Origin of the sequence: Streptococcus sinensis (assembly GCF_000767835.1) — a bacterium.
GTDB lineage: Bacteria > Bacillota > Bacilli > Lactobacillales > Streptococcaceae > Streptococcus > Streptococcus sinensis.
This window is the reverse complement of the sequence record NZ_JPEN01000029.1, coordinates 23,248-42,526: the sequence shown is the minus strand read 5'-3', so window position 1 is coordinate 42,526 and position 19,279 is coordinate 23,248. Positions and strand designations below refer to the sequence as shown.

Here is a 19,279-nt window from a genome sequence, read left to right as displayed (position 1 = left end):
TAAAGAAGAACAGCCTTGTCATTGATTGACAAGGCTGTTTAAGTCGCTGAGAATATGATTTATGATGTTTTACAAAGTTGTAAACAAAATTTACAGATGATTGTCTAATCTGTCAATAATGAATTTTCTACTTTTTCAACCACCCCTTGCCTTATATAAAAGACTTTAATATCTCTTGGTAGGTTTTGAAGGTGGTTTAAGCTGGTAGTTGTAATGAAAGTTTGAATATTTTGAGTAATTGTTTCTAGTAATTTCAATTGACGCATGTTGTCAAGTTCACTCATAACATCGTCAAGAAGTAGTATAGGGGTTTCTTTTGTAAGGTTTTCGATTAATTTAATTTCAGCTAATTTGAGCGATAGGACGACACTACGATGCTGACCTTGGCTGCCAAAGCTAGCATCCATTTCATTTATGAAAAAGCTGATATCATCACGATGGGGGCCAACTCCTGTATTTTTTTTGAAAAGGTCACGTTTCCGACTTGTTAATAAGGAATTTCGGAAGGAATTTTCCAACTCGTCAAGAGAAGGAAACGGAACAGATGACAGATACTTGATCGTCAATCTCTCTTTTTTTTGGGAGATATCGCTATGGCCTTCCTGAGCAAATTCTTCCAGCTTTTTAATAAAGTCCAAGCGGTGTTGCATAACACGACAGCCAAAATCAACCAACTGTTCATCCAAAACAGAGAGAAAAGTTTCATCTATCTTATCATTAGCTTTGAGATAGGCATTTCGTTGTTTGAGTACATGATTGTAGCTGGATAAGTCCGCAAGGTAGATGGGCTTGATTTGACCGAGCTCAATGTCAATAAATTTTCGGCGTAAAGCAGGTGCACCTTTAATGAGTTGTAAATCTTCTGGAGCAAACAAGACAACGTTGACAGCACCTATATAATCTGATAATTTCCCTTGTTTTAAATGATTTATCTTGGTTATCCTACCTTTTGGTGTCAATTCGATGTCAAGTGGAATTTTACCTGCTTGTCTTTCAACTATTCCTGAAACAAACAGTTTTTTTTCTTGGAAATGAATCAAATCCTTATCTGTTCGGGTTCGGTGACTGCGAGTGAGAGCTAAAAAATAAATGGCTTCAAGGATATTGGTTTTCCCCTGTGCATTTTGTCCCAGAAAGATATTAAGGCCAGGATGAAAATCAATCTCTGTAGCCTGGTAATTACGAAAATTTTTGATTTTCAGCGTTTTTAACCACATGGCTTAGGTTCCTGGAAAACGAACAGCTGATTTTTTACCTGTCTGTTCGGACTTTCTTGTCTTTTGTTCTTTTTTAGCTGGTTTTGATTTTTTTAAATCCTTATTCATCGCTTTAACCAAGTCTGCTACTCTTTTTTTCTCTGCTTGTTCTTCTTGATGTTCAAGGATTTCCTCTTGACTTGGCGCAAGCAGAACAATCTCTAGTTGCTGAGTTGGAAGAGAGATGACATCGTCAATTCTAAGCTTTTTACCTCGTCTATTTTCCAACTCCCCGTTAAAAAAGACCTGATTATCTGCTAAAAAGGACTTAATTGCTCCGCCACTCTGGATGATACCGACTTCTTTTAAAAGAGCCTGTAGGGTAATGTATTCGTCAAATAATTTGTATTCCATAGTTCACCTCAATCCTTGTCATTATATCATAATTCAAGCAGAAAGAGTGCCGAGATAGTTTAATTTAATGCCAAATTTAAAAAAAATATAAAACGTTTTAATCATTAAAAAGCTAGTCGTGACAAAGCATTAAAAAGTATTTCGTGTTATAATAGAAGTCTATATTATTCGGTATGGGGGGCGTAATGGAAATCACAAAAGGAGTACATCTTCATTTTATTCAGTCAGAAAAATTCAAAACAAATAAAATAAAAGTGCGATTTTCAACTCCTATGTCTGAAAAAACAATAGCTGGACGGGTTCTTACTGCTAGTATGTTGGAGACTTCAAATGCTCTTTACCCAACATCGCAATCTTTTCGAGAAAAATTGGCTAACTTATATGGAGCCAATTTTTCGACAAGTCTTTCACGACGGGGGTTGGTGCATTACTTGGATATTAATCTTTCTTTTGTGCGGGATCAATTTCTGAGTCGGAAAAATGTTTTGACAGATGAAATGCTAGAATTTTTGAAAGCCAGTCTATTTTCTCCTCTGTCAAATGGAGATGCTTTTGATGCTAAAACCTTTGAAATTGAAAAGAAAAATGTTTTAACAGACTTAGAGGCTGAAATTGAAAATCATTTTTACCATGCTCATAGGAAGCTGAACGATTTGTTCTATGATTTATCAGAAATGCGGATTCCCCGTGTGGGAACCGTGGAGTTGGTGGAAGAAGAAACTGCTGAAAGTAGTTTTGCTACTTTTCAACAAATGCTGAAAGAAGATCAGATAGATTTTTTCTTTATCGGTAACTTTAATGAAATTGCTATCCGAGATAAAATCCAAGATTTTCATTTTGCTGAAAGAGAACAGCCTTTAGAACTCATGTACCAGCAGAACTATTCAAATGTGACTCGGGAAAATCTAGAGCAGAGAGAGGTTCATCAATCAATTATTGAGTTGGCTTACCATTTTTCTACTCAATATGGGGATAGTGATCACCTGCCTCTTATTGTTTTGAATGGGTTACTGGGTGGATTTGCCCACTCTAAACTTTTTGTTAACGTTCGTGAAAAGGAGAGTCTGGCCTACACGATTTCTAGTAATTTTGATATTTTTTCTGGCCTGTTGCGAATTTATGCAGGAATTGACCGAGCAAATCGGACAAAAACCATCGCTTTAATCAATCGGCAAATCTTGGATTTGAAGCGGGGGAATTTTACAGATGACGAGCTTGAGCAAACAAAAAAAATGCTGAAAAATTCCATACTTCTGGCGCAAGATCGGCAAAACACCTTGATTGAACGTGCTTACATGTCTGCTGTTCTAGGGAAAAAATTTCTGTCATTAGAAGCTTGGCTGGAATCATTAGAAAATGTTCGTAAAAACGAGGTTATCAAAGCAGCCCAGCAGTTAAAATTACAGGCGATTTACTTTATGGAAGGGAAATAATGCAGAATCTAGGTCTAGAAAAAATCAATTACATGGCAGTGGGAGAAAGCGTCTATCGGGCGGTGCTAGCAAATGGACTGCAGGTTTACTTACTCCCTAAAAATGATTTTAATGAAACCTATGGCATCATTTCAATCAATTTTGGATCTGTGGATACTAAAGTTGTTTCACGTGAAACAAAGCAAGTCCGTCACTACCCAGCAGGAATCGCTCATTTTCTGGAACATAAATTATTTGAGGGAAAAAATGGGGAAGATTTGCTGCAGGAATTTACTAAATTCGGGGCAGAGAGCAACGCTTTTACAAGCTTTACACGGACCAGCTATCTGTTTTCTACAACAGATTGTGTAGCAGAAAATCTGAAGCTGTTGCAGGAACTCGTTCATCAAGCCAATTTCTCAGAAGCATCTGTTCAGCGTGAGCAAGGAATTATCCAACAAGAAATCGAAATGTACCAAGACGATCCAGATTATAGGCTCTTCTTTGGTGCTTTGAGCAATCTCTATCCTCAAACTCCACTAGCAGAAGATATTGCCGGAACGACAGAGTCAATCATGGATATTACTGTGGAAAATCTAACAGAGAACTTTGAGCTTTTCTACCGTCCGTCCAACATGACTTTATTTGTCATTGGAAATTTTGATTTGGAATCCACTTTTGAAGATATCGTCAAGACACAAGAGACTTTATATCCTCAATTATTAACTGAAGCAATTGAAAAAGAGCCTATCAGGTTACAGCCAGTGATTCCAACAGCTACTAGTCGGATGGAGGTTGCCAGTCCTAAGTTGGCTATTGGCATTCGTGGAAAAGATGCGATAAAGGATACAGCGCTTTATCGGTACAAAATTGCTCTAAAATTGCTTTTTGCCATGATGTTTGGTTGGACTTCTAAACGTTTCCAGACTTTGTATGAAAATGGAAAGATTGACAATTCTCTTACTCTTGAAGTAGAGGTGGAAAAAGATTTCCATTTTGTCATGCTGACCATGGATACTCAGGAACCAGTCGGCCTTTCTCACCAATTCCGCACGGCAATTAGAAAATTTGCTCAAGATTCAGATGTTACAGAGGAGCATTTGGATACGATTAAAAGTGAAATGTTTGGAGATTTTCTGCATGGTCTGAATTCTCTTGAATATATGGCAACTCAGTATGAGCCACATCTAAGAGGTGAAAATATTTTTGATTTACCTAAAATTTTACAGGATATCACTTTAAATGATGTGTTAAAAGTCGGACATTGTTTTATTGACCATTGTGATATGACAGATTTTACTATTTTTCCAAAATAATTCTAAAGTTTATTTCAAAATTTTGTTAGAATAATGTCTAAGAGAAAAGGACTATCCGTATGAGAAAAAAAACGATAGGAGAGGTACTCAGACTTGCTCGAGTAAATCAAAAGCTTACTTTAGCAGATCTAGCCAAAAAAACAGATATAAAAACTGACTACCTAAAGGCTCTTGAAAACAATCAATACGAAAAATTTCCAAATGCCTTTTACATCCGTAGCCTGCTGAGAAAATACGCTTGGGCCTTGGATTTAAATGAACAAATTTTGTTAGATGCTTATGAAACAGATAACACTGTTATCTATGATGAAATTGAATTAGCTAACAACGAGGATTTTCGAAGTAGAAAATATAAAAATCGCACTTTTTCACTTCCGCTCTTTTACTTTCTGATGCTAGTTTTGCTAATACTTACATTTGTCACTTATTACGTATGGAATTACACTAGAACCAATGATTTGAGTTTCAAGGCGTCAGACAGTTATAGTGTCATTTCTGAGGGAGGAAATAGCTTATCAACTATTCAGTCTAGTTCATTGTCTGATAGTTCTGAAGCGTCTTCTACACTGGGAAAACTTGAGGTAAGTGGCGGTGGTCAGCAGTTGGCCGTACAATATAGCGGAATCAACCGTCCTATTGATGTAACTTTTTCAGCAACAAATACAACTAGTTGGCTCAGTGTTAGTGATTCTGAATTGTCTAATGGCATTACTTTATCAGCTGATAAGCCAAGTCAGACGGTCACCCTCTCTCCAAATACTACTTATACGATTACTCTAGGTGTTGTTAAAGGTATTTCTGTCACTGTGGACAATCAGAAATTAGACCTATCGTCCTTGACCAGTGATAATGCTACAATTACACTTACAATTAAAGAATCATAAAGGAAGAATGATGAAAAAAGAAAATATCCCCAACGCTTTAACCCTTGCCAGAATTGCCTTAATTCCAATCTTTATTTTGATTTTGACTTTTGGTCATTCGCCAGCCATGCATATCCTAGCTGGAATCATTTTCGCCCTTGCCAGTATCACAGACTACCTGGATGGCTATCTGGCGCGCAAGTGGCAGGTCGTGACCAATTTTGGAAAATTCGCCGATCCTATGGCTGATAAACTGCTGGTCATGTCTGCTTTTATCATGCTGATTGAAATGAAAATGGCTCCTGCTTGGGTAGTAGCTATCATCATTTGCCGAGAGCTGGCCGTAACTGGTCTGAGACTTCTCCTAGTAGAAACTGGCGGAACAGTTCTAGCAGCTGCTATGCCAGGGAAAATCAAGACTTTCACGCAGATGTTTGCTATTCTCTTTCTCCTTTTGCATTGGACTTTACTAGGCCAGATTCTCCTTTACATAGCCCTGATTTTCACCATTTATTCTGGTTATGATTATTTCAAGGGCAGTGCCCATCTCTTTAAAGATACATTTAAATAATATGAAAAATATCATTGAAATAAAAAATCTTAGTTATCGATATGATCATAACTCTGAAGATTATATTCTAAAAAATGTCTCGTTTCACGTGAAACAAGGAGAATGGTTATCTATTGTCGGTCACAATGGCAGCGGGAAATCGACTACGGTTCGTTTGATTGACGGTCTTTTGGAGGCCGAGAGTGGTGATATCATCATTTCTGGAGATAAATTGACGGCTGATAATGTCTGGGAAAAGCGTCGCCAAATCGGCATGGTCTTTCAGAATCCTGATAATCAGTTTGTTGGGGCGACTGTTGAGGATGACGTTGCTTTTGGTCTGGAAAATCAAGGTATGGATTATCCCATGATGGTTAAACGAGTCCATGAAGCTTTGGAACTAGTCGGAATGCAGGATTTTAAAGAGAGGGAACCTGCTCGACTTTCTGGCGGACAGAAGCAAAGAGTCGCCATTGCTGGTGTAGTCGCGCTCCAGCCAGATATTATCATCTTGGATGAAGCAACCAGTATGTTAGACCCAGAAGGACGACTGGAATTGATTCGGACTGTCAAGGAAATTAAAGATAAGAATCATTTAACAGTCATCTCCATTACTCACGATTTGGACGAAATTTCGCTGAGTGACCGTGTCCTCGTTATGAAAAATGGTCAGGTTGAGTCAACTGCTACACCGAGAGAACTCTTTTCTAGACCTGATTTGGAAGACTTGGGCTTGGATCAACCCTTTGTCAACCAGGTCAAAGCTGCCATGATTCAAACCGGGCTAACTCTGCCAAAAACCTATTTAACTGAAAAAGAATTGCAGGAACAATTATGGGAATTACTCTAAATAAAGTCAGTTATACCTATCAGGCTGGAACTCCATTTGAGGGTCCAGCGCTTTTTGAAGTTGATTTGGAAATCAAAGATGGTAGCTATACGGCTTTGATTGGGCACACTGGCAGCGGAAAATCAACCATTTTACAGCTCTTGAATGGTCTACTTACTCCTAGCGAAGGCAGCGTGCAAGTCAACAATGTTACCATTACTTCCAGCTCTGTCAACAAGGACATCAAACAAGTTCGTAAACAGGTTGGTTTGGTGTTTCAGTTTGCTGAAAGTCAAGTTTTTGATGAGACTGTTTTGAAAGATGTGGCCTTTGGCCCGCAAAATTTTGGGGTCTCTAAAGAAGAAGCTGAGGCTTTAGCACGTGAAAAATTAAGCCTTGTCGGCATTTCTGAAGAATTGTTTAGCCGCAGCCCTTTTGAACTTTCTGGCGGGCAGATGAGAAGGGTCGCCATTGCCGGAATCCTAGCAATGGAGCCTGATATCTTGGTTTTGGATGAGCCAACGGCTGGACTTGATCCAGCAGGGCGCAAGGAATTGATGAGCCTCTTTAAGAAACTGCATCAAGCTGGAATGACCATTGTTCTTGTAACCCATTTAATGGATGATGTCGCAAATTTTGCTGATACAGTCTATGTTTTGGAGAAGGGGCGCGTCGTCAAAAGCGGTCAGCCTGCTCAGGTTTTTCAAGATGTCGATTTTATGGAAAAGATTCAGCTAGGGGTTCCTAAAATAACAAAATTTGCCCAAGAATTAGCTGAAAAAGGAATGAAATTTTCTCGTTATCCGATTACGATTGAAGAATTTAAGGAGATGATGCATGGATAAATTGATTTTAGGACGGTATATTCCAGGAAATTCAGTCATCCATCGATTGGATCCGCGCAGTAAATTGTTGGCCATGTTCTGCTTTATTTTATTGATTTTCTGGGCCAACAATCTTATCACTAATGTGCTGCTGTTTGTTTTCGTTTTTACTCTGATTTTTCTCTCAAAAATTCCTTTGACATTCTTCCTAAAGGGAATTCAATCAATGGTTTTCATTATTGCCTTTACCACCCTCTTCCAGCTATTTCTGACGGGGGGAGGCAAGGTACTGTTCCAGTTGGGTTTCATTAAAATTACGGAATTTGGTCTTTCACAAGCTGGTATTATCTTCAGCCGTTTTGTTTTGATTATCTTCTTTTCAACTCTGTTGACCTTAACCACGACACCGCTCAGCCTTTCAGATGCAGTAGAAGCCCTACTAAAGCCACTCAAAGTCTTTAAAGTTCCTACGCATGAAATTGGCCTCATGCTTTCCATGAGCCTGCGTTTCGTACCGACTTTAATGGATGACACCACAAGAATTATGAACGCTCAGAGGGCTCGGGGAGTTGATTTTGGCGAAGGAACGATTGTACAAAAGGTTAAGTCGATTATTCCAATCTTAATCCCTTTGTTTGCTTCTAGTTTCAAGCGAGCAGATGCCTTAGCTATTGCAATGGAAGCGCGTGGCTATAGTGGTGGTGAAGGAAGAAGCCGCTATCGCCAGCTTTCTTGGAAAATGATGGATAATTTTGCTATTATCTCCATTTGTCTTATCGGAATCTTACTCTTTTTCTTAAAAAATGATTGATTAATTAAACTATTTTTTAAAGAATAGTATAAGTGAAAAATTGATATTTTTTACTTATATTTTAGAAAATAAGCTAAAATTCCTTTCAAAATAAGTTTTTTGTGTTTAATTTCAATGTTTTTGTAACCTTTGTATTTTTGCTGTAACTCTATAGTAATATTTAATGTGTAATATAGTATTATATTTTAAAGGAGAAATATTTTTTAATGAACACAAAAACATCAAAATTAACTTTAGCCCTGATCACTGCAGCCGCTACTTTGTTTGCTACAGGAATTGTTGCAAAGGCTGAATCTTACACTGTCAAAGCTGGAGACACTTTGTCCTCTATTGCTGAAGAAAAATCAACAACAGTAGATCACTTAGTTAAGTTGAATAAAATTGCTAATCCAGATCATATTGTGGCTGGACAGATTTTGGAATTAGACGGAACAGTAGAATCTAAGGAAGTTACCTCAGAACCTTCTGCTCAACCTGCAGCTGCACCAACTGAAGCTTATGTAAATGCAGTTGAATATTATAACTACCCAGTTTATACTACTTCTACTACATCTTCAAATGTCGTTCTTTCAAATGGAAATACTGCTGGAGAGACTGGTTCTTATGCAGCTGCTCGTATGGCTGAATTGACAGGGGTATCAGCATCCACTTGGGAAAATATCATTGCTCGTGAATCTAATGGACAAGTCAATGCTTATAATCCATCAGGGGCGAGCGGTCTTTTCCAAACAATGCCAGGTTGGGGATCTACTGCAACTGTTGAGGATCAAATCCAATCAGCCTACAATGCTTATAATGCGCAAGGGCTTTCTGCTTGGGGTTACTAAAATAAATATAAGAAAACGACTGGTTCATCCCAGTCGCTTTTTTTATACTAGCACTTTTAGATAGTATTTATTGGCCAAAAATCTCTTTTGAAAGTTTACGGCCTGTAGGAGTTGTAGCTAAACCGCCTTCAGCTGTTTCTCTGAAAGCAGTAGGCAGACTTGAGCCGACTTGATACATAGCGTCAACGACTTCGTCAACAGGAATTTTGGACTCTATTCCCGCTAAAGCCATATCAGCTGCAATAAAGGCGTAACTGGCTCCCATTGCATTTCGCTTGACACAGGGAACTTCTACTAAACCAGCCACAGGATCGCAAATCAAGCCCAGCATGTTTTTGATGACGAAACAGATAGCTTGGCTAGCCTGAAAAGGAGAACCTCCAGCAGCTAGAACTAAAGCAGCTGCACTCATAGCAGAAGCGGAGCCAACCTCAGCTTGACAGCCCCCTTCAGCACCCGAAATTGAGGCGTTATTGGCAATAACTAGGCCAAAAGCGCCTGCAGCTAATAGAAAGTTTAGCTGTTCTTCTTCTGTGAGGCCTAATTTTTCAATAGCGGATGTCAGAACGGCTGGCAGACAACCAGCACTGCCGGCCGTTGGTGTGGCACAAACCAGTCCCATTTTAGCATTGTGTTCATTAACAGCAATAGCATTTTTTGCAGCAGTCAGAACAGTCTGGTCTGACAAAGCTTTTCCTGACTGGATATAATGGTGGAGTTTAGCTGCGTCTCCGCCAGTCAATCCACTGCGAGACTTGCTCTCGTCAAGTCCAAGAAGGACGGAGGCTTTCATGACTTCCAGATTGCGGCCCATCAGTCGCAGGACTTCCTCTCTTTCACGACCAGTTAATTCATACTCGGTAGCAATCATCAATTCAGCAACGTTTCCTTGGTAATCCAAGTCAGCTTGCTCTACCAATTCTTTGATGGAATAAAACATATTTTCTCCTATTTAAAGAAATTCACATTGTGTAGATGAGGAATGTTGCGAATTTCTTCAATGGCTTCCTCACAGCTACGGCTGTCAACTTCGATAATCATAATCGCTTTTTCCCCAGCCTTCTCACGGGTGACATTCATCTGAGCAATGTTGATATTGTAGCGTGACAAGGCTTCTGTGACATGCGCTATCATACCTGGTACATCCTGATGGACAATGATGATGGTCGGAGTATTCATGCTTAGGGATACTGAAAAGCCATTCAGCTCAGTTACTTGAATGTTTCCGCCACCGATAGAGATTCCAGTCACACTGATTGTTTTACGGTCATTTTTGACTGTAATCTTTGTCGTATTGGGGTGGGGAGCATTGCTATCCTTTTGAATCGTCCAGACAATCTTGATGCCACGTTTATGGGCAATTTCAAGGCTGTTAGGGATATCAGGGTCATCTGTCTCCATGCCTAGAATCCCTGCTACAAGAGCCAAGTCAGTTCCGTGACCTCGGTAAGTTTTGGCAAAAGAGTTAAAGAGCTGGAACTCTACTTCCGTTGGTTCGTCGTTAAAAATGGAGGAGACGATTTTTCCGATACGGACTGCGCCTGCTGTATGACTGCTTGAAGGGCCAATCATCACAGGTCCGATAATATCAAAAACAGACTGAAATTTTAATGATTTCATCCTTTTCTCCTTGTTTCATCTATTCTTTTTCATTATACCAAAGTAATAGCGATTTAGCTCGGATTTTTGAATGTGTTTTCAGAAGAAATCTTCAAATGTTTCTGGGAATAGTCAAATAATTAAGTGAGTCGTATAAAAAATATAAATGAACTTCTATTTTTATTGATTTCTCATCATTTTTTTATAATCTATTCAAACAAATATAAATAAGGTGTTTTTATTCGTTTGTCAATATGGCTGTAATAAATTTAACTCAAGCAATAAATACCCGTAACAAAGAAAAGATAAGATAGAAATATCATTAAAAAGGAGAATTCTATCTATGAATTTATATTTTAAAAAACAAAATAAAATGCTAAAGGCAGGTTTTCTCGGTGTAATTGCAGGTGCTGCTGTTTTTCTTCCAGTTGTGGCCAATGCAGAAAGCTATACGGTCAAATCAGGCGATACCTTGTCATCAATTGCTGCTTCACATCAGACGACCGTTGAGAAGATTGCTGAAAAAAATAAGATTAGCAATATTAATTTAATTAGTGTTGGGCAGATTTTAGAATTGGACGAATCTGCATCTGAACAAGTAACTGCTGAGACATCAGCTAAGACTGAAGAAACGTCAGTAAATTCAAATTCTAGTTTGAGTAATGAGGACGCTGAAGCCAAGGAATGGATTGCCCAGAAGGAATCTAGCGGTAGTTATACCGCTCAGAATGGTCAATATTATGGTCGATATCAATTAACCATTACCTATCTAAATGGAGATTTATCACCAGAAAACCAAGAGAAAGTGGCGAATGAATATGTAACCAATCGCTATGGTTCATGGTCAGCTGCTAAAAATTTCTGGTTAGCCAATGGCTGGTATTAAAAAGGTTAATCTTTAGACTGGAGTTAGACTAGGACATTTCTCCTAGCCTTTTGTTTTACAAGCTTCTCTTTTGCAACTAAAAAAAGATGATCAAGTTGTTGGTTTACAAGATTGTCAACGTAATTTACATCGTGGGAAATCTTAAAATTTGAGGAAATTCTATCCGTTGTCCTACTTGTTAAATCGTGATATAATAGACGTTGCTCAAACGACCTTCAATCGTTGAAAGCACAGCACGACCTTCAATCGTGAAATAACGAAAAGATGGGAGAACACAATGAGTGATAACTCTAAGACTCGTGTCGTCGTTGGTATGAGCGGAGGTGTCGATTCATCAGTAACTGCTTTACTCTTGAAAGAGCAAGGTTATGATGTAATTGGCATCTTCATGAAAAACTGGGACGACACAGATGAATTTGGGGTCTGCACAGCCACAGAAGACTACAAGGATGTAGCAGCTGTTGCAGATCAAATTGGTATTCCTTACTACTCTGTCAACTTTGAAAAAGAGTATTGGGATCGCGTTTTTGAATACTTCTTGGCGGAATATCGAGCTGGTAGGACTCCGAATCCAGATGTCATGTGTAATAAGGAAATTAAGTTTAAAGCTTTCCTTGACTATGCCTTGACACTAGGTGCAGATTATGTTGCAACTGGTCATTATGCTCAGGTGAAGAGAGACCAAGATGGGCTAGTTCAAATGCTGCGTGGCAAGGACAACAATAAGGATCAGACATACTTTCTAAGCCAACTGTCACAGGAACAACTGCAAAAGACTATGTTTCCTCTGGGTCATTTAGAAAAGCCAGAAGTTCGAGCAATTGCTGAAAGAGCTGGTTTAGCTACAGCTAAGAAAAAAGACTCAACGGGTATTTGTTTTATCGGCGAGAAGAATTTTAAAGAATTTCTGAGTCAATACTTACCAGCCCAGCCTGGTCGCATGATGACAATGGATGGCCGAGATATGGGCCAGCATGCGGGCTTAATGTATTATACCATTGGCCAGCGAGGTGGTCTTGGAATTGGCGGCCAGCATGGTGGTGACAATGAGCCTTGGTTCGTGGTGGGAAAAGATCTCAGTCAAAATATTCTTTATGTTGGCCAGGGCTTTTATCATGACAACTTGATGTCAACCAGCCTTGACGCTAGTCAGGTTCATTTCACAAAAGAAATGCCAGAAGAATTTACTATGGAGTGTACAGCTAAGTTCCGTTATCGTCAGCCGGATTCCAAGGTGACAGTTACTGTAAAGAGTGACAAGGCAGTTGTCAACTTTGATCAACCGCAAAGGGCTGTTACTCCAGGGCAAGCAGTTGTCTTCTATGATGGAGATGAGTGCTTAGGTGGTGGTTTGATTGACAGAGCTTATAAGAATGGTCAAGTTTTACAGTACATTTAGATTGACAATTTCGATCAATCTGCTACAATAAGATAAGCAATACCTATGATGGTCAAAGCTCATGGATGTTGCAGGCTTTTTTGTCCTGCACTTCTAGAGACTTGGCCTTTTTTGGTGAAAAAATGAGGGAAAAAGAAAATGACACACAATTTTACTGAAAGTTATGATATTGTCGTGATTGGGGCAGGCCACGCCGGAGTTGAGGCGTCTCTGGCTGCCAGTCGAATGGGCTGTAAAGTTCTGCTGGCAACCCTTAATATTGAGATGCTGGCTTTTATGCCCTGCAATCCATCTATCGGAGGATCTGCTAAAGGGATTGTTGTCCGTGAGGTAGATGCTTTGGGCGGTGAGATGGCCAAGAATATTGATAAGAGCTATATTCAGATGAAGATGCTCAACACGGGTAAGGGACCTGCAGTTCGGGCTCTTCGGGCGCAGGCGGATAAGGAAGTCTACTCCAAAGAAATGCGGAAGACTGTCGAAAATCAAGAAAATCTGACTTTACGACAAACTATGATTAATGAAATCTTGGTGGAAGATGGCAAGGTAATTGGGGTTAAGACAGCGACCCATCAGGAGTATGCAGCTAAAGCCGTCATTGTTACGACTGGAACAGCCTTGCGGGGAGAAATTATCATCGGTGATCTCAAATATTCATCTGGTCCTAATCACAGCTTAGCAGCGATTCCACTAGCGGATAATTTGCGTGACTTAGGTTTTGAAATTGGTCGTTTTAAGACTGGAACGCCACCGCGTGTCAAGGCATCATCTATCAATTATGATGTGACCGAGATTCAGCCAGGTGATGAAAAGGCCAACCATTTCTCTTATACGTCTCGCGATGAGGACTATGTGAAAGACCAAGTTCCTTGCTGGCTGACTTATACCAATGCTGAAAGTCATGAAATCATTCAAAATAACCTGCATCGTGCCCCTATGTTTTCAGGTGTAGTTAAAGGAGTGGGGCCTCGTTATTGCCCATCGATTGAGGATAAAATCGTCCGCTTTGCAGACAAGGAACGTCATCAGCTTTTCTTAGAGCCTGAGGGCCGTGATACGGAAGAAGTTTATGTGCAGGGGCTTTCGACCAGTTTGCCAGAAGATGTTCAGAAAGATTTGGTTCACTCTATCAAAGGTTTGGAAAATGCTGAGATGATGCGGACGGGTTATGCCATTGAGTACGATATGATTATGCCGCATCAACTTCGGGCAACTTTAGAAACTAAGAAAATTTCAGGCCTCTTTACAGCAGGTCAGACCAATGGGACATCCGGTTATGAAGAAGCTGCAGGTCAAGGAATTATCGCTGGTATCAATGCGGCTTTGAAAATTCAAGGTAAGCCAGAGCTGATTCTGAAACGCAGTGATGGTTACATTGGAGTCATGATTGATGATTTGGTGACTAAGGGGACAGTGGAACCGTACCGACTTTTGACTAGCCGAGCTGAGTACCGTCTGATTCTCCGCCATGACAATGCAGATATGCGCTTGACAGAGATGGGACGAGAAATTGGTCTGGTAGATGATGAGCGCTGGGCTCGTTTCGAGATTAAAAAGAATCAATTTGACAATGAAATGAAGCGTTTGGAATCCATCAAGCTAAAGCCTGTCAAGGAAACCAATGCCAAGGTAGAAGCACTTGGTTTTAAAGCTCTGACAGATGCGGTAACTGCCAAAGAATTTATGCGGCGGCCGGAAGTGTCTTATCAAGATGTGGTTCAATTCATTGGTCCGGCGGCAGAAGAGCTTGATGAGAAGATTATCGAGCTGCTTGAGACAGAAATTAAGTATGAAGGTTATATTTCCAAAGCTCTTGACCAGGTTGACAAGATGAAGCGCATGGAAGAGAAGCGGATTCCAGCTAATATTGACTGGGATGATATTGACTCGATTGCGACAGAAGCACGGCAGAAGTTTAAGAAAATCAATCCAGAAACGATTGGTCAGGCTAGTCGGATTTCTGGTGTCAATCCAGCAGATATTTCTATTTTGATGGTCTACTTAGAAGGTAAGTCTAGGAGTATTTCAAAAAACAAAGAAAAACAAAATCACGTTTGAAAGTTTAAACGTGATTTCTTGTCATGGAAAGATTGACACTGTTGTAAATAAAACGTCAATTTATATTTTGGTTTGTAAATGAAGGTGCAATAAATGAAAACGCTATGTGCTCAAATGATAAAAAAATAGGATATAACAATCTAGTCTCAACACTTAATAAATGAAGGTTATTATCAATGCTTGAAATGATAAAAATAGTATACAGATGATGCAAAAAGAATCAGAATTTTTCTTTTAAAACCGTGCATTTTTGTCAACATAATTTACAATATTGACAATAAGCAAGTAAATATCCAGTGTCTAGTTTAGCATTTTAAAGTTTTTACAATCATAATCATGTCGAATATCTTTTTTGAAAGTTTATTTTCTTTATCTGACTATCTCAATTTTAGTTGATTTCTACAATGAAAGTATGATGTAAACTCGCTTTTTTCTTGGATTTATGGTAAAATGGCGGAATAAGAGGTCTGTGATGGAAAAAAATCGTTTTACCCCTGTGAATCTAGCGATAGCAGGAATCATTTCTTTTATAATATTAACTATCTGTTTACGCTTGTTTGGTGACAGTTTTTCAATGATTGTTGCGCTTTTTGCTGTATTATCAGCCTTAACTATCCTTTTTATTCAACAACAGAGAATCTCTAAATTGGATGAAATTGAACAGATTCATTTTGTCAATCATCAGGCAGAAGCTAGTTTGACTGCATTACTAGATAAGATGCCTGTGGGAGTTATCAAGTTTAACGAAGAGAATGAGGATGTTGAATGGTTTAATCCTTATGCTGAATTAATTTTTATAAAAGAAGATGGGAATTTTGATACAGCACTGCTGCAAACTATTTTACAAGCAGCTTATTCAGGTACGGGACACTACGCAACAGTAGGTGATAAGAAATACTCTGTTTATTTAGATTCGGCTTCTAATGTAATTTATTTTTTTGATGCTTCTAACGAGTATGAAGCAACTGTTGGTTTAGTGACAACCCGTCCGGTTATTGGGATTGTCTCAGTCGACAATTATGATGACTTGGAAGATGTGGTTTCAGACTCAGATATTAGTCATATCAATAGTTTTGTTGCTAACTTTGTTGCGGAATTTTCAGAGCAATTTCATATGTTTTATCGTCGGGTTGGGATGGACCGTTATTATTTATTTACGGATTATACGGTTTTGGAGCAGCTGATGGATAATAAATTTTCGATTATTGATCAATTTCGTGCAGAGGCCAAGAATCGGCAACTTCCCTTGACACTTAGTATGGGCTTTTCTTATGGGGATGGCAAGCATGATGAGATCGGTAAGACCGCTCTCCTTAATCTTAACCTAGCTGAGGTACGGGGGGGAGATCAGGCGGTTGTCAAAGAAAATAATGAAACGAAGAATCCAGTCTATTTTGGTGGTGGAACGGCTGCGTCAGTGAAACGTACTCGCACCCGAACCAGAGCCATGATGACAGCTATCTCAGATAAAATAAAAAGTGTGGATCAGGTTTTTGTAGTTGGTCATAGAAATCTTGATATGGATGCCTTGGGTTCTTCGCTTGGGATGCAGCTCTTTGCTAGTAATATTATTGACCAAGCTTACGTTGTCTACGACGACCAGCAGATGGCGTCAGATATTCAGCGGGCAATCAAAAAATTGAGTCTGGAAGGTCCGGATTATCTGTTGACGCTCTCCGAAGCTATGAATAGGGTGACTAGTCGCTCGCTCTTGATTATGGTGGACCATTCTAAGTTGGCTCTAACTCTCTCCAAAGAGTTTTTTGACCGATTTAGCCAAACAATCGTGGTGGACCATCACCGTCGGGATGAGGATTTTCCTGAGAATGCAGTTATTGCTTATATCGAAAGTGGTGCTAGTAGTGCCAGCGAGTTGGTGACGGAGCTGATTCAGTTTCAAAATTCCAAGAAGAACCGCTTGAATAAGATTCAGGCTAGCATTCTTATGGCTGGCATAATGCTGGATACCAAGAAATTCACTTCGAGAGTGACGAGTCGAACCTTTGATGTGGCTAGCTATTTGCGAAATCGTGGTAGTGATAGTGTCGTCATTCAGGATATTTCTGCGACAAATTTTGAAGAATATCGAGCAGTCAATGAGCTGATTCTCAACGGTAAGAAGATTTTGCCAAATGTGATTGTAGCAGCTGGGCCTGATAATACTAGCTATGATACAGTTGTGATTAGTAAGGCGGCTGATACGATGTTAGCCATGTCGGGAATTGAGGCAACGTTTGTAGTGAGTAAAAATACCGAAGGTTATGTATCCATTTCAGCTCGTAGTCGCAGCAAAATTAATGTTCAGCGGATTATGGAGAAAATGGGCGGTGGTGGGCACTTTAATCTTGCAGCTGCGCAAGTTAGTGATCAGTCTATTTCTGAAGTGACCCAACGCTTAAACCAAGAGATCATGGATCAAGTTATAAAAAATGAAGAAATAATTGAAAAGGGGAATTGAAATGAAAGTTATTTTTTTAGCAGATGTGAAGGGAAAAGGGAAAAAGGGTGAGATTAAGGAAATGCCTACGGGCTACGCTCAAAATTTCTTAATCAAGAAAAACTTGGCTAAGGAAGCAACTGCACAAGCTATTGGGGAGCTGAGAGGAAAGCAAAAATCTCAAGAAAAGGCTCATGCAGAGATGGTGGCAGAGGCTCAGGCTATTAAAGCCAAACTAGAAGAGGAAGCTACTGTTGTTGCTTTTACTGAGAAGGTCGGACCAGACGGACGGACTTTTGGTTCTATTACCAACAAAAAAATTGCTGATGAACTACAAAAGCAATTTGGTCTGAAAATTGACAAACGGAATATCAAAGTTGACTCTCCAATTCGTTCGATTGGTTTGATAGATGTTCCTGTAAAAATTTACCAAGATGTGACGAGCGTAATTCGCCTGCGGGTTACGGAAGGGTAGAAAGGGAATAAAGGAAGGATTCACCTATGGCAGAGATTGATGAGTTGCGAGCTCAGCCTCAAGATATTTTGGCAGAGCAGTCTGTACTAGGGGCCATTTTCATCGATGAGAGCAAACTGGTCTTTGTCCGTGAATATATTGAGCCTGGAGATTTCTTTAAATATGCCAATCGTTTGATTTTTAAGGCGATGATTGACTTGGCGGATCGAGGGGATGCCATCGATGCGACCACTGTGCGTAATATTTTGGACAGCCAAGGAGACTTGCAGAATATTGGTGGTTTGAGCTATCTGGTGGAGGTCGTTAATTCTGTGCCGACCTCTGCCAATGCAGAGTATTATGCTAAAATCGTCTCCGAGAAAGCAATTTTGCGCCGGCTGATTTCGCGTTTGACGGAATCCATCAACCAAGCCTATGATGGCGAAAAACTATCAGAGGAAATCATTGCGGGTGCGGAAAAGGCCTTGATTGATGTCAGCGAAACGGCCAATCGCAGCGGTTTTAAAAACATCCAAGATATTCTCAATCTTAACTTTGCTAATCTAGAAGCACGTTCTCAGCAAACTACTGATATTACAGGAATTGCGACGGGTTACCGTGAGTTGGATAAGATGACGACGGGCTTGCACGAAGAAGAGTTAATCATCCTAGCTGCTCGTCCTGCGGTCGGAAAGACGGCCTTTGCCCTCAATATCGCCCAGAATATCGGAACCAAGCTGGATAAGACGGTGGCTATCTTCTCCCTAGAAATGGGGGCAGAGAGTTTGGTTGACCGGATGCTAGCTTCAGAAGGAGTGATTAATTCTCATTCCATTCGTACGGGGCAACTGACAGATGAAGAGTGGCAGAAATATACCATTGCGACAGCGAATCTAGCTAATGCGAGTATTTATATTGATGACACGCCAGGGATTCGGATTACGGAGATTCGTTCGCGGGCTCGCAAGTTGTCTCAAGAGACAGGGAATCTCGGGCTGATTTTGATTGATTACCTGCAGCTGATTACGGGAACGGGTCGTGAAAACCGCCAGCAGGAAGTTTCGGAAATTTCCCGCCAGCTTAAGATTTTAGCTAAGGAGCTCAAGGTGCCAGTCATTGCCCTGAGTCAGCTCTCGCGTGGTGTGGAGCAGCGACAGGATAAGCGACCAGTGCTGTCTGATATTCGGGAGTCTGGATCTATTGAGCAGGATGCGGATATCGTTGCCTTCCTTTACCGGGATGACTACTATGAGCGGGCCGGCGAGGAAGAGGAAGGCATTCCAAATAATAAAGTTGAAGTCATTATTGAGAAAAACCGGAGCGGGGCGCGTGGTACGGTTGAGCTAATTTTCCAAAAAGAATATAATAAGTTTTCAAGTATTTCTAAAAGAGAGGATGTATAGT

At 40.0% G+C, this 19,279-nt stretch carries 18 protein-coding genes; 14 read left to right on the top strand and 4 right to left on the bottom strand.

Translation table 11 applies throughout. From position 1 onward, the window contains the following. Positions 1 to 104 precede the first annotated feature (104 nt). Together recF and yaaA are read right to left on the bottom strand one after the other, a co-directional pair. A complete protein-coding gene (gene recF, locus SSIN_RS01745; RefSeq protein WP_037615046.1) occupies positions 105 to 1,217 on the bottom strand; it encodes a DNA replication/repair protein RecF in 1,113 nt (370 codons plus the stop codon). A 3-nt stretch (positions 1,218 to 1,220) separates the two neighbouring features. Beyond that, positions 1,221 to 1,610, bottom strand: a complete 390-nt coding sequence (gene yaaA, locus SSIN_RS01740) for a S4 domain-containing protein YaaA (RefSeq protein WP_037615044.1) — start codon at positions 1,608 to 1,610, stop codon at positions 1,221 to 1,223. Between the two features lie 185 nt (positions 1,611 to 1,795). Here yaaA and yfmF point away from each other — a divergent pair, with 185 nt between their 5' ends. The 8 genes from yfmF to SSIN_RS01700 all read left to right on the top strand — a co-directional run bounded on the left by yfmF (position 1,796) and on the right by SSIN_RS01700 (position 9,042). Beyond that, positions 1,796 to 3,043, top strand: a complete 1,248-nt coding sequence (gene yfmF, locus SSIN_RS01735; RefSeq protein ID WP_037615042.1) for an EF-P 5-aminopentanol modification-associated protein YfmF — start codon at positions 1,796 to 1,798, stop codon at positions 3,041 to 3,043. Beyond that, on the top strand, positions 3,043 to 4,338 hold the full coding sequence (gene yfmH, locus SSIN_RS01730) for an EF-P 5-aminopentanol modification-associated protein YfmH (protein WP_037615039.1): 1,296 nt from the start codon (positions 3,043 to 3,045) through the stop codon (positions 4,336 to 4,338). The genes yfmF and yfmH overlap by 1 nt, the downstream gene beginning before the upstream one ends. A 59-nt stretch (positions 4,339 to 4,397) precedes the next feature. Then, complete coding sequence (gene rodZ, locus SSIN_RS01725; protein WP_037615038.1) at positions 4,398 to 5,222, top strand: cytoskeleton protein RodZ; 825 nt, start codon at positions 4,398 to 4,400, stop codon at positions 5,220 to 5,222. Between the two features lie 10 nt (positions 5,223 to 5,232). After that, a complete protein-coding gene (gene pgsA / locus SSIN_RS01720) occupies positions 5,233 to 5,772 on the top strand; it encodes a CDP-diacylglycerol--glycerol-3-phosphate 3-phosphatidyltransferase (RefSeq protein WP_037615036.1) in 540 nt (179 codons plus the stop codon). A gap of 1 nt (position 5,773) precedes the next feature. Continuing rightward, positions 5,774 to 6,601, top strand: a complete 828-nt coding sequence (locus tag SSIN_RS01715; RefSeq protein ID WP_037615034.1) for an energy-coupling factor ABC transporter ATP-binding protein — start codon at positions 5,774 to 5,776, stop codon at positions 6,599 to 6,601. After that, positions 6,586 to 7,425 carry an energy-coupling factor ABC transporter ATP-binding protein gene (locus tag SSIN_RS01710; protein ID WP_037615033.1) on the top strand — a complete coding sequence of 280 codons (840 nt, stop codon included), beginning with the start codon at positions 6,586 to 6,588 and terminating at the stop codon, positions 7,423 to 7,425. The genes SSIN_RS01715 and SSIN_RS01710 overlap by 16 nt, the downstream gene beginning before the upstream one ends. Next, positions 7,418 to 8,215 carry an energy-coupling factor transporter transmembrane component T family protein gene (locus SSIN_RS01705; protein ID WP_037615031.1) on the top strand — a complete coding sequence of 266 codons (798 nt, stop codon included), beginning with the start codon at positions 7,418 to 7,420 and terminating at the stop codon, positions 8,213 to 8,215. The genes SSIN_RS01710 and SSIN_RS01705 overlap by 8 nt, the downstream gene beginning before the upstream one ends. A 206-nt stretch (positions 8,216 to 8,421) precedes the next feature. After that, positions 8,422 to 9,042, top strand: coding sequence for a LysM peptidoglycan-binding domain-containing protein (locus SSIN_RS01700; protein ID WP_037615029.1), 621 nt, complete (start codon positions 8,422 to 8,424; stop codon positions 9,040 to 9,042). 67 nt (positions 9,043 to 9,109) lie between these two features. Here SSIN_RS01700 and sdaAA read toward each other — a convergent pair whose 3' ends face one another. Beyond that, on the bottom strand, positions 9,110 to 9,982 hold the full coding sequence (gene sdaAA / locus SSIN_RS01695) for an L-serine ammonia-lyase, iron-sulfur-dependent, subunit alpha (protein WP_037615027.1): 873 nt from the start codon (positions 9,980 to 9,982) through the stop codon (positions 9,110 to 9,112). A gap of 8 nt (positions 9,983 to 9,990) precedes the next feature. Then, positions 9,991 to 10,662: an L-serine ammonia-lyase, iron-sulfur-dependent subunit beta gene (sdaAB, locus tag SSIN_RS01690; protein ID WP_037615025.1), complete on the bottom strand. Its 672-nt coding sequence runs from the start codon at positions 10,660 to 10,662 to the stop codon at positions 9,991 to 9,993. A 352-nt stretch (positions 10,663 to 11,014) separates the two neighbouring features. Here sdaAB and apf point away from each other — a divergent pair, with 352 nt between their 5' ends. The 6 genes from apf to dnaB all read left to right on the top strand — a co-directional run bounded on the left by apf (position 11,015) and on the right by dnaB (position 19,278). Then, a complete protein-coding gene (apf, locus tag SSIN_RS01685) occupies positions 11,015 to 11,527 on the top strand; it encodes an aggregation-promoting factor (protein WP_244880070.1) in 513 nt (170 codons plus the stop codon). Between the two features lie 253 nt (positions 11,528 to 11,780). Next, a complete protein-coding gene (gene mnmA / locus SSIN_RS01680; protein ID WP_280513200.1) occupies positions 11,781 to 12,926 on the top strand; it encodes a tRNA 2-thiouridine(34) synthase MnmA in 1,146 nt (381 codons plus the stop codon). Between the two features lie 138 nt (positions 12,927 to 13,064). Next, on the top strand, positions 13,065 to 14,984 hold the full coding sequence (gene mnmG / locus SSIN_RS01675) for a tRNA uridine-5-carboxymethylaminomethyl(34) synthesis enzyme MnmG (protein ID WP_037615019.1): 1,920 nt from the start codon (positions 13,065 to 13,067) through the stop codon (positions 14,982 to 14,984). A gap of 472 nt (positions 14,985 to 15,456) precedes the next feature. Continuing rightward, a complete protein-coding gene (locus SSIN_RS01670; protein ID WP_483316110.1) occupies positions 15,457 to 17,442 on the top strand; it encodes a DHH family phosphoesterase in 1,986 nt (661 codons plus the stop codon). Position 17,443: 1 nt separating this feature from the next. Next, positions 17,444 to 17,896 carry a 50S ribosomal protein L9 gene (gene rplI, locus SSIN_RS01665; RefSeq protein WP_037615015.1) on the top strand — a complete coding sequence of 151 codons (453 nt, stop codon included), beginning with the start codon at positions 17,444 to 17,446 and terminating at the stop codon, positions 17,894 to 17,896. A gap of 26 nt (positions 17,897 to 17,922) precedes the next feature. After that, positions 17,923 to 19,278, top strand: coding sequence for a replicative DNA helicase (gene dnaB, locus SSIN_RS01660; protein ID WP_037615013.1), 1,356 nt, complete (start codon positions 17,923 to 17,925; stop codon positions 19,276 to 19,278). Position 19,279 lies beyond the last annotated feature (1 nt).

Coding starts and splice junctions, on each gene's coding strand:
- pgsA (WP_037615036.1), top strand. CDS start 5,233: ATGAAAAAAGAAAATATCCCCAACGCTTTAACCCTTGCCAGAATTGCC.
- SSIN_RS01670 (WP_483316110.1), top strand. CDS start 15,457: ATGGAAAAAAATCGTTTTACCCCTGTGAATCTAGCGATAGCAGGAATC.
- SSIN_RS01700 (WP_037615029.1), top strand. CDS start 8,422: ATGAACACAAAAACATCAAAATTAACTTTAGCCCTGATCACTGCAGCC.
- rodZ (WP_037615038.1), top strand. CDS start 4,398: ATGAGAAAAAAAACGATAGGAGAGGTACTCAGACTTGCTCGAGTAAAT.
- recF (WP_037615046.1), bottom strand. CDS start 1,217: ATGTGGTTAAAAACGCTGAAAATCAAAAATTTTCGTAATTACCAGGCT.
- SSIN_RS01705 (WP_037615031.1), top strand. CDS start 7,418: ATGGATAAATTGATTTTAGGACGGTATATTCCAGGAAATTCAGTCATC.
- dnaB (WP_037615013.1), top strand. CDS start 17,923: ATGGCAGAGATTGATGAGTTGCGAGCTCAGCCTCAAGATATTTTGGCA.
- sdaAB (WP_037615025.1), bottom strand. CDS start 10,662: ATGAAATCATTAAAATTTCAGTCTGTTTTTGATATTATCGGACCTGTG.
- apf (WP_244880070.1), top strand. CDS start 11,015: ATGCTAAAGGCAGGTTTTCTCGGTGTAATTGCAGGTGCTGCTGTTTTT.
- SSIN_RS01710 (WP_037615033.1), top strand. CDS start 6,586: ATGGGAATTACTCTAAATAAAGTCAGTTATACCTATCAGGCTGGAACT.
- yaaA (WP_037615044.1), bottom strand. CDS start 1,610: ATGGAATACAAATTATTTGACGAATACATTACCCTACAGGCTCTTTTA.
- yfmH (WP_037615039.1), top strand. CDS start 3,043: ATGCAGAATCTAGGTCTAGAAAAAATCAATTACATGGCAGTGGGAGAA.
- SSIN_RS01715 (WP_037615034.1), top strand. CDS start 5,774: ATGAAAAATATCATTGAAATAAAAAATCTTAGTTATCGATATGATCAT.
- sdaAA (WP_037615027.1), bottom strand. CDS start 9,982: ATGTTTTATTCCATCAAAGAATTGGTAGAGCAAGCTGACTTGGATTAC.
- mnmG (WP_037615019.1), top strand. CDS start 13,065: ATGACACACAATTTTACTGAAAGTTATGATATTGTCGTGATTGGGGCA.
- rplI (WP_037615015.1), top strand. CDS start 17,444: ATGAAAGTTATTTTTTTAGCAGATGTGAAGGGAAAAGGGAAAAAGGGT.
- yfmF (WP_037615042.1), top strand. CDS start 1,796: ATGGAAATCACAAAAGGAGTACATCTTCATTTTATTCAGTCAGAAAAA.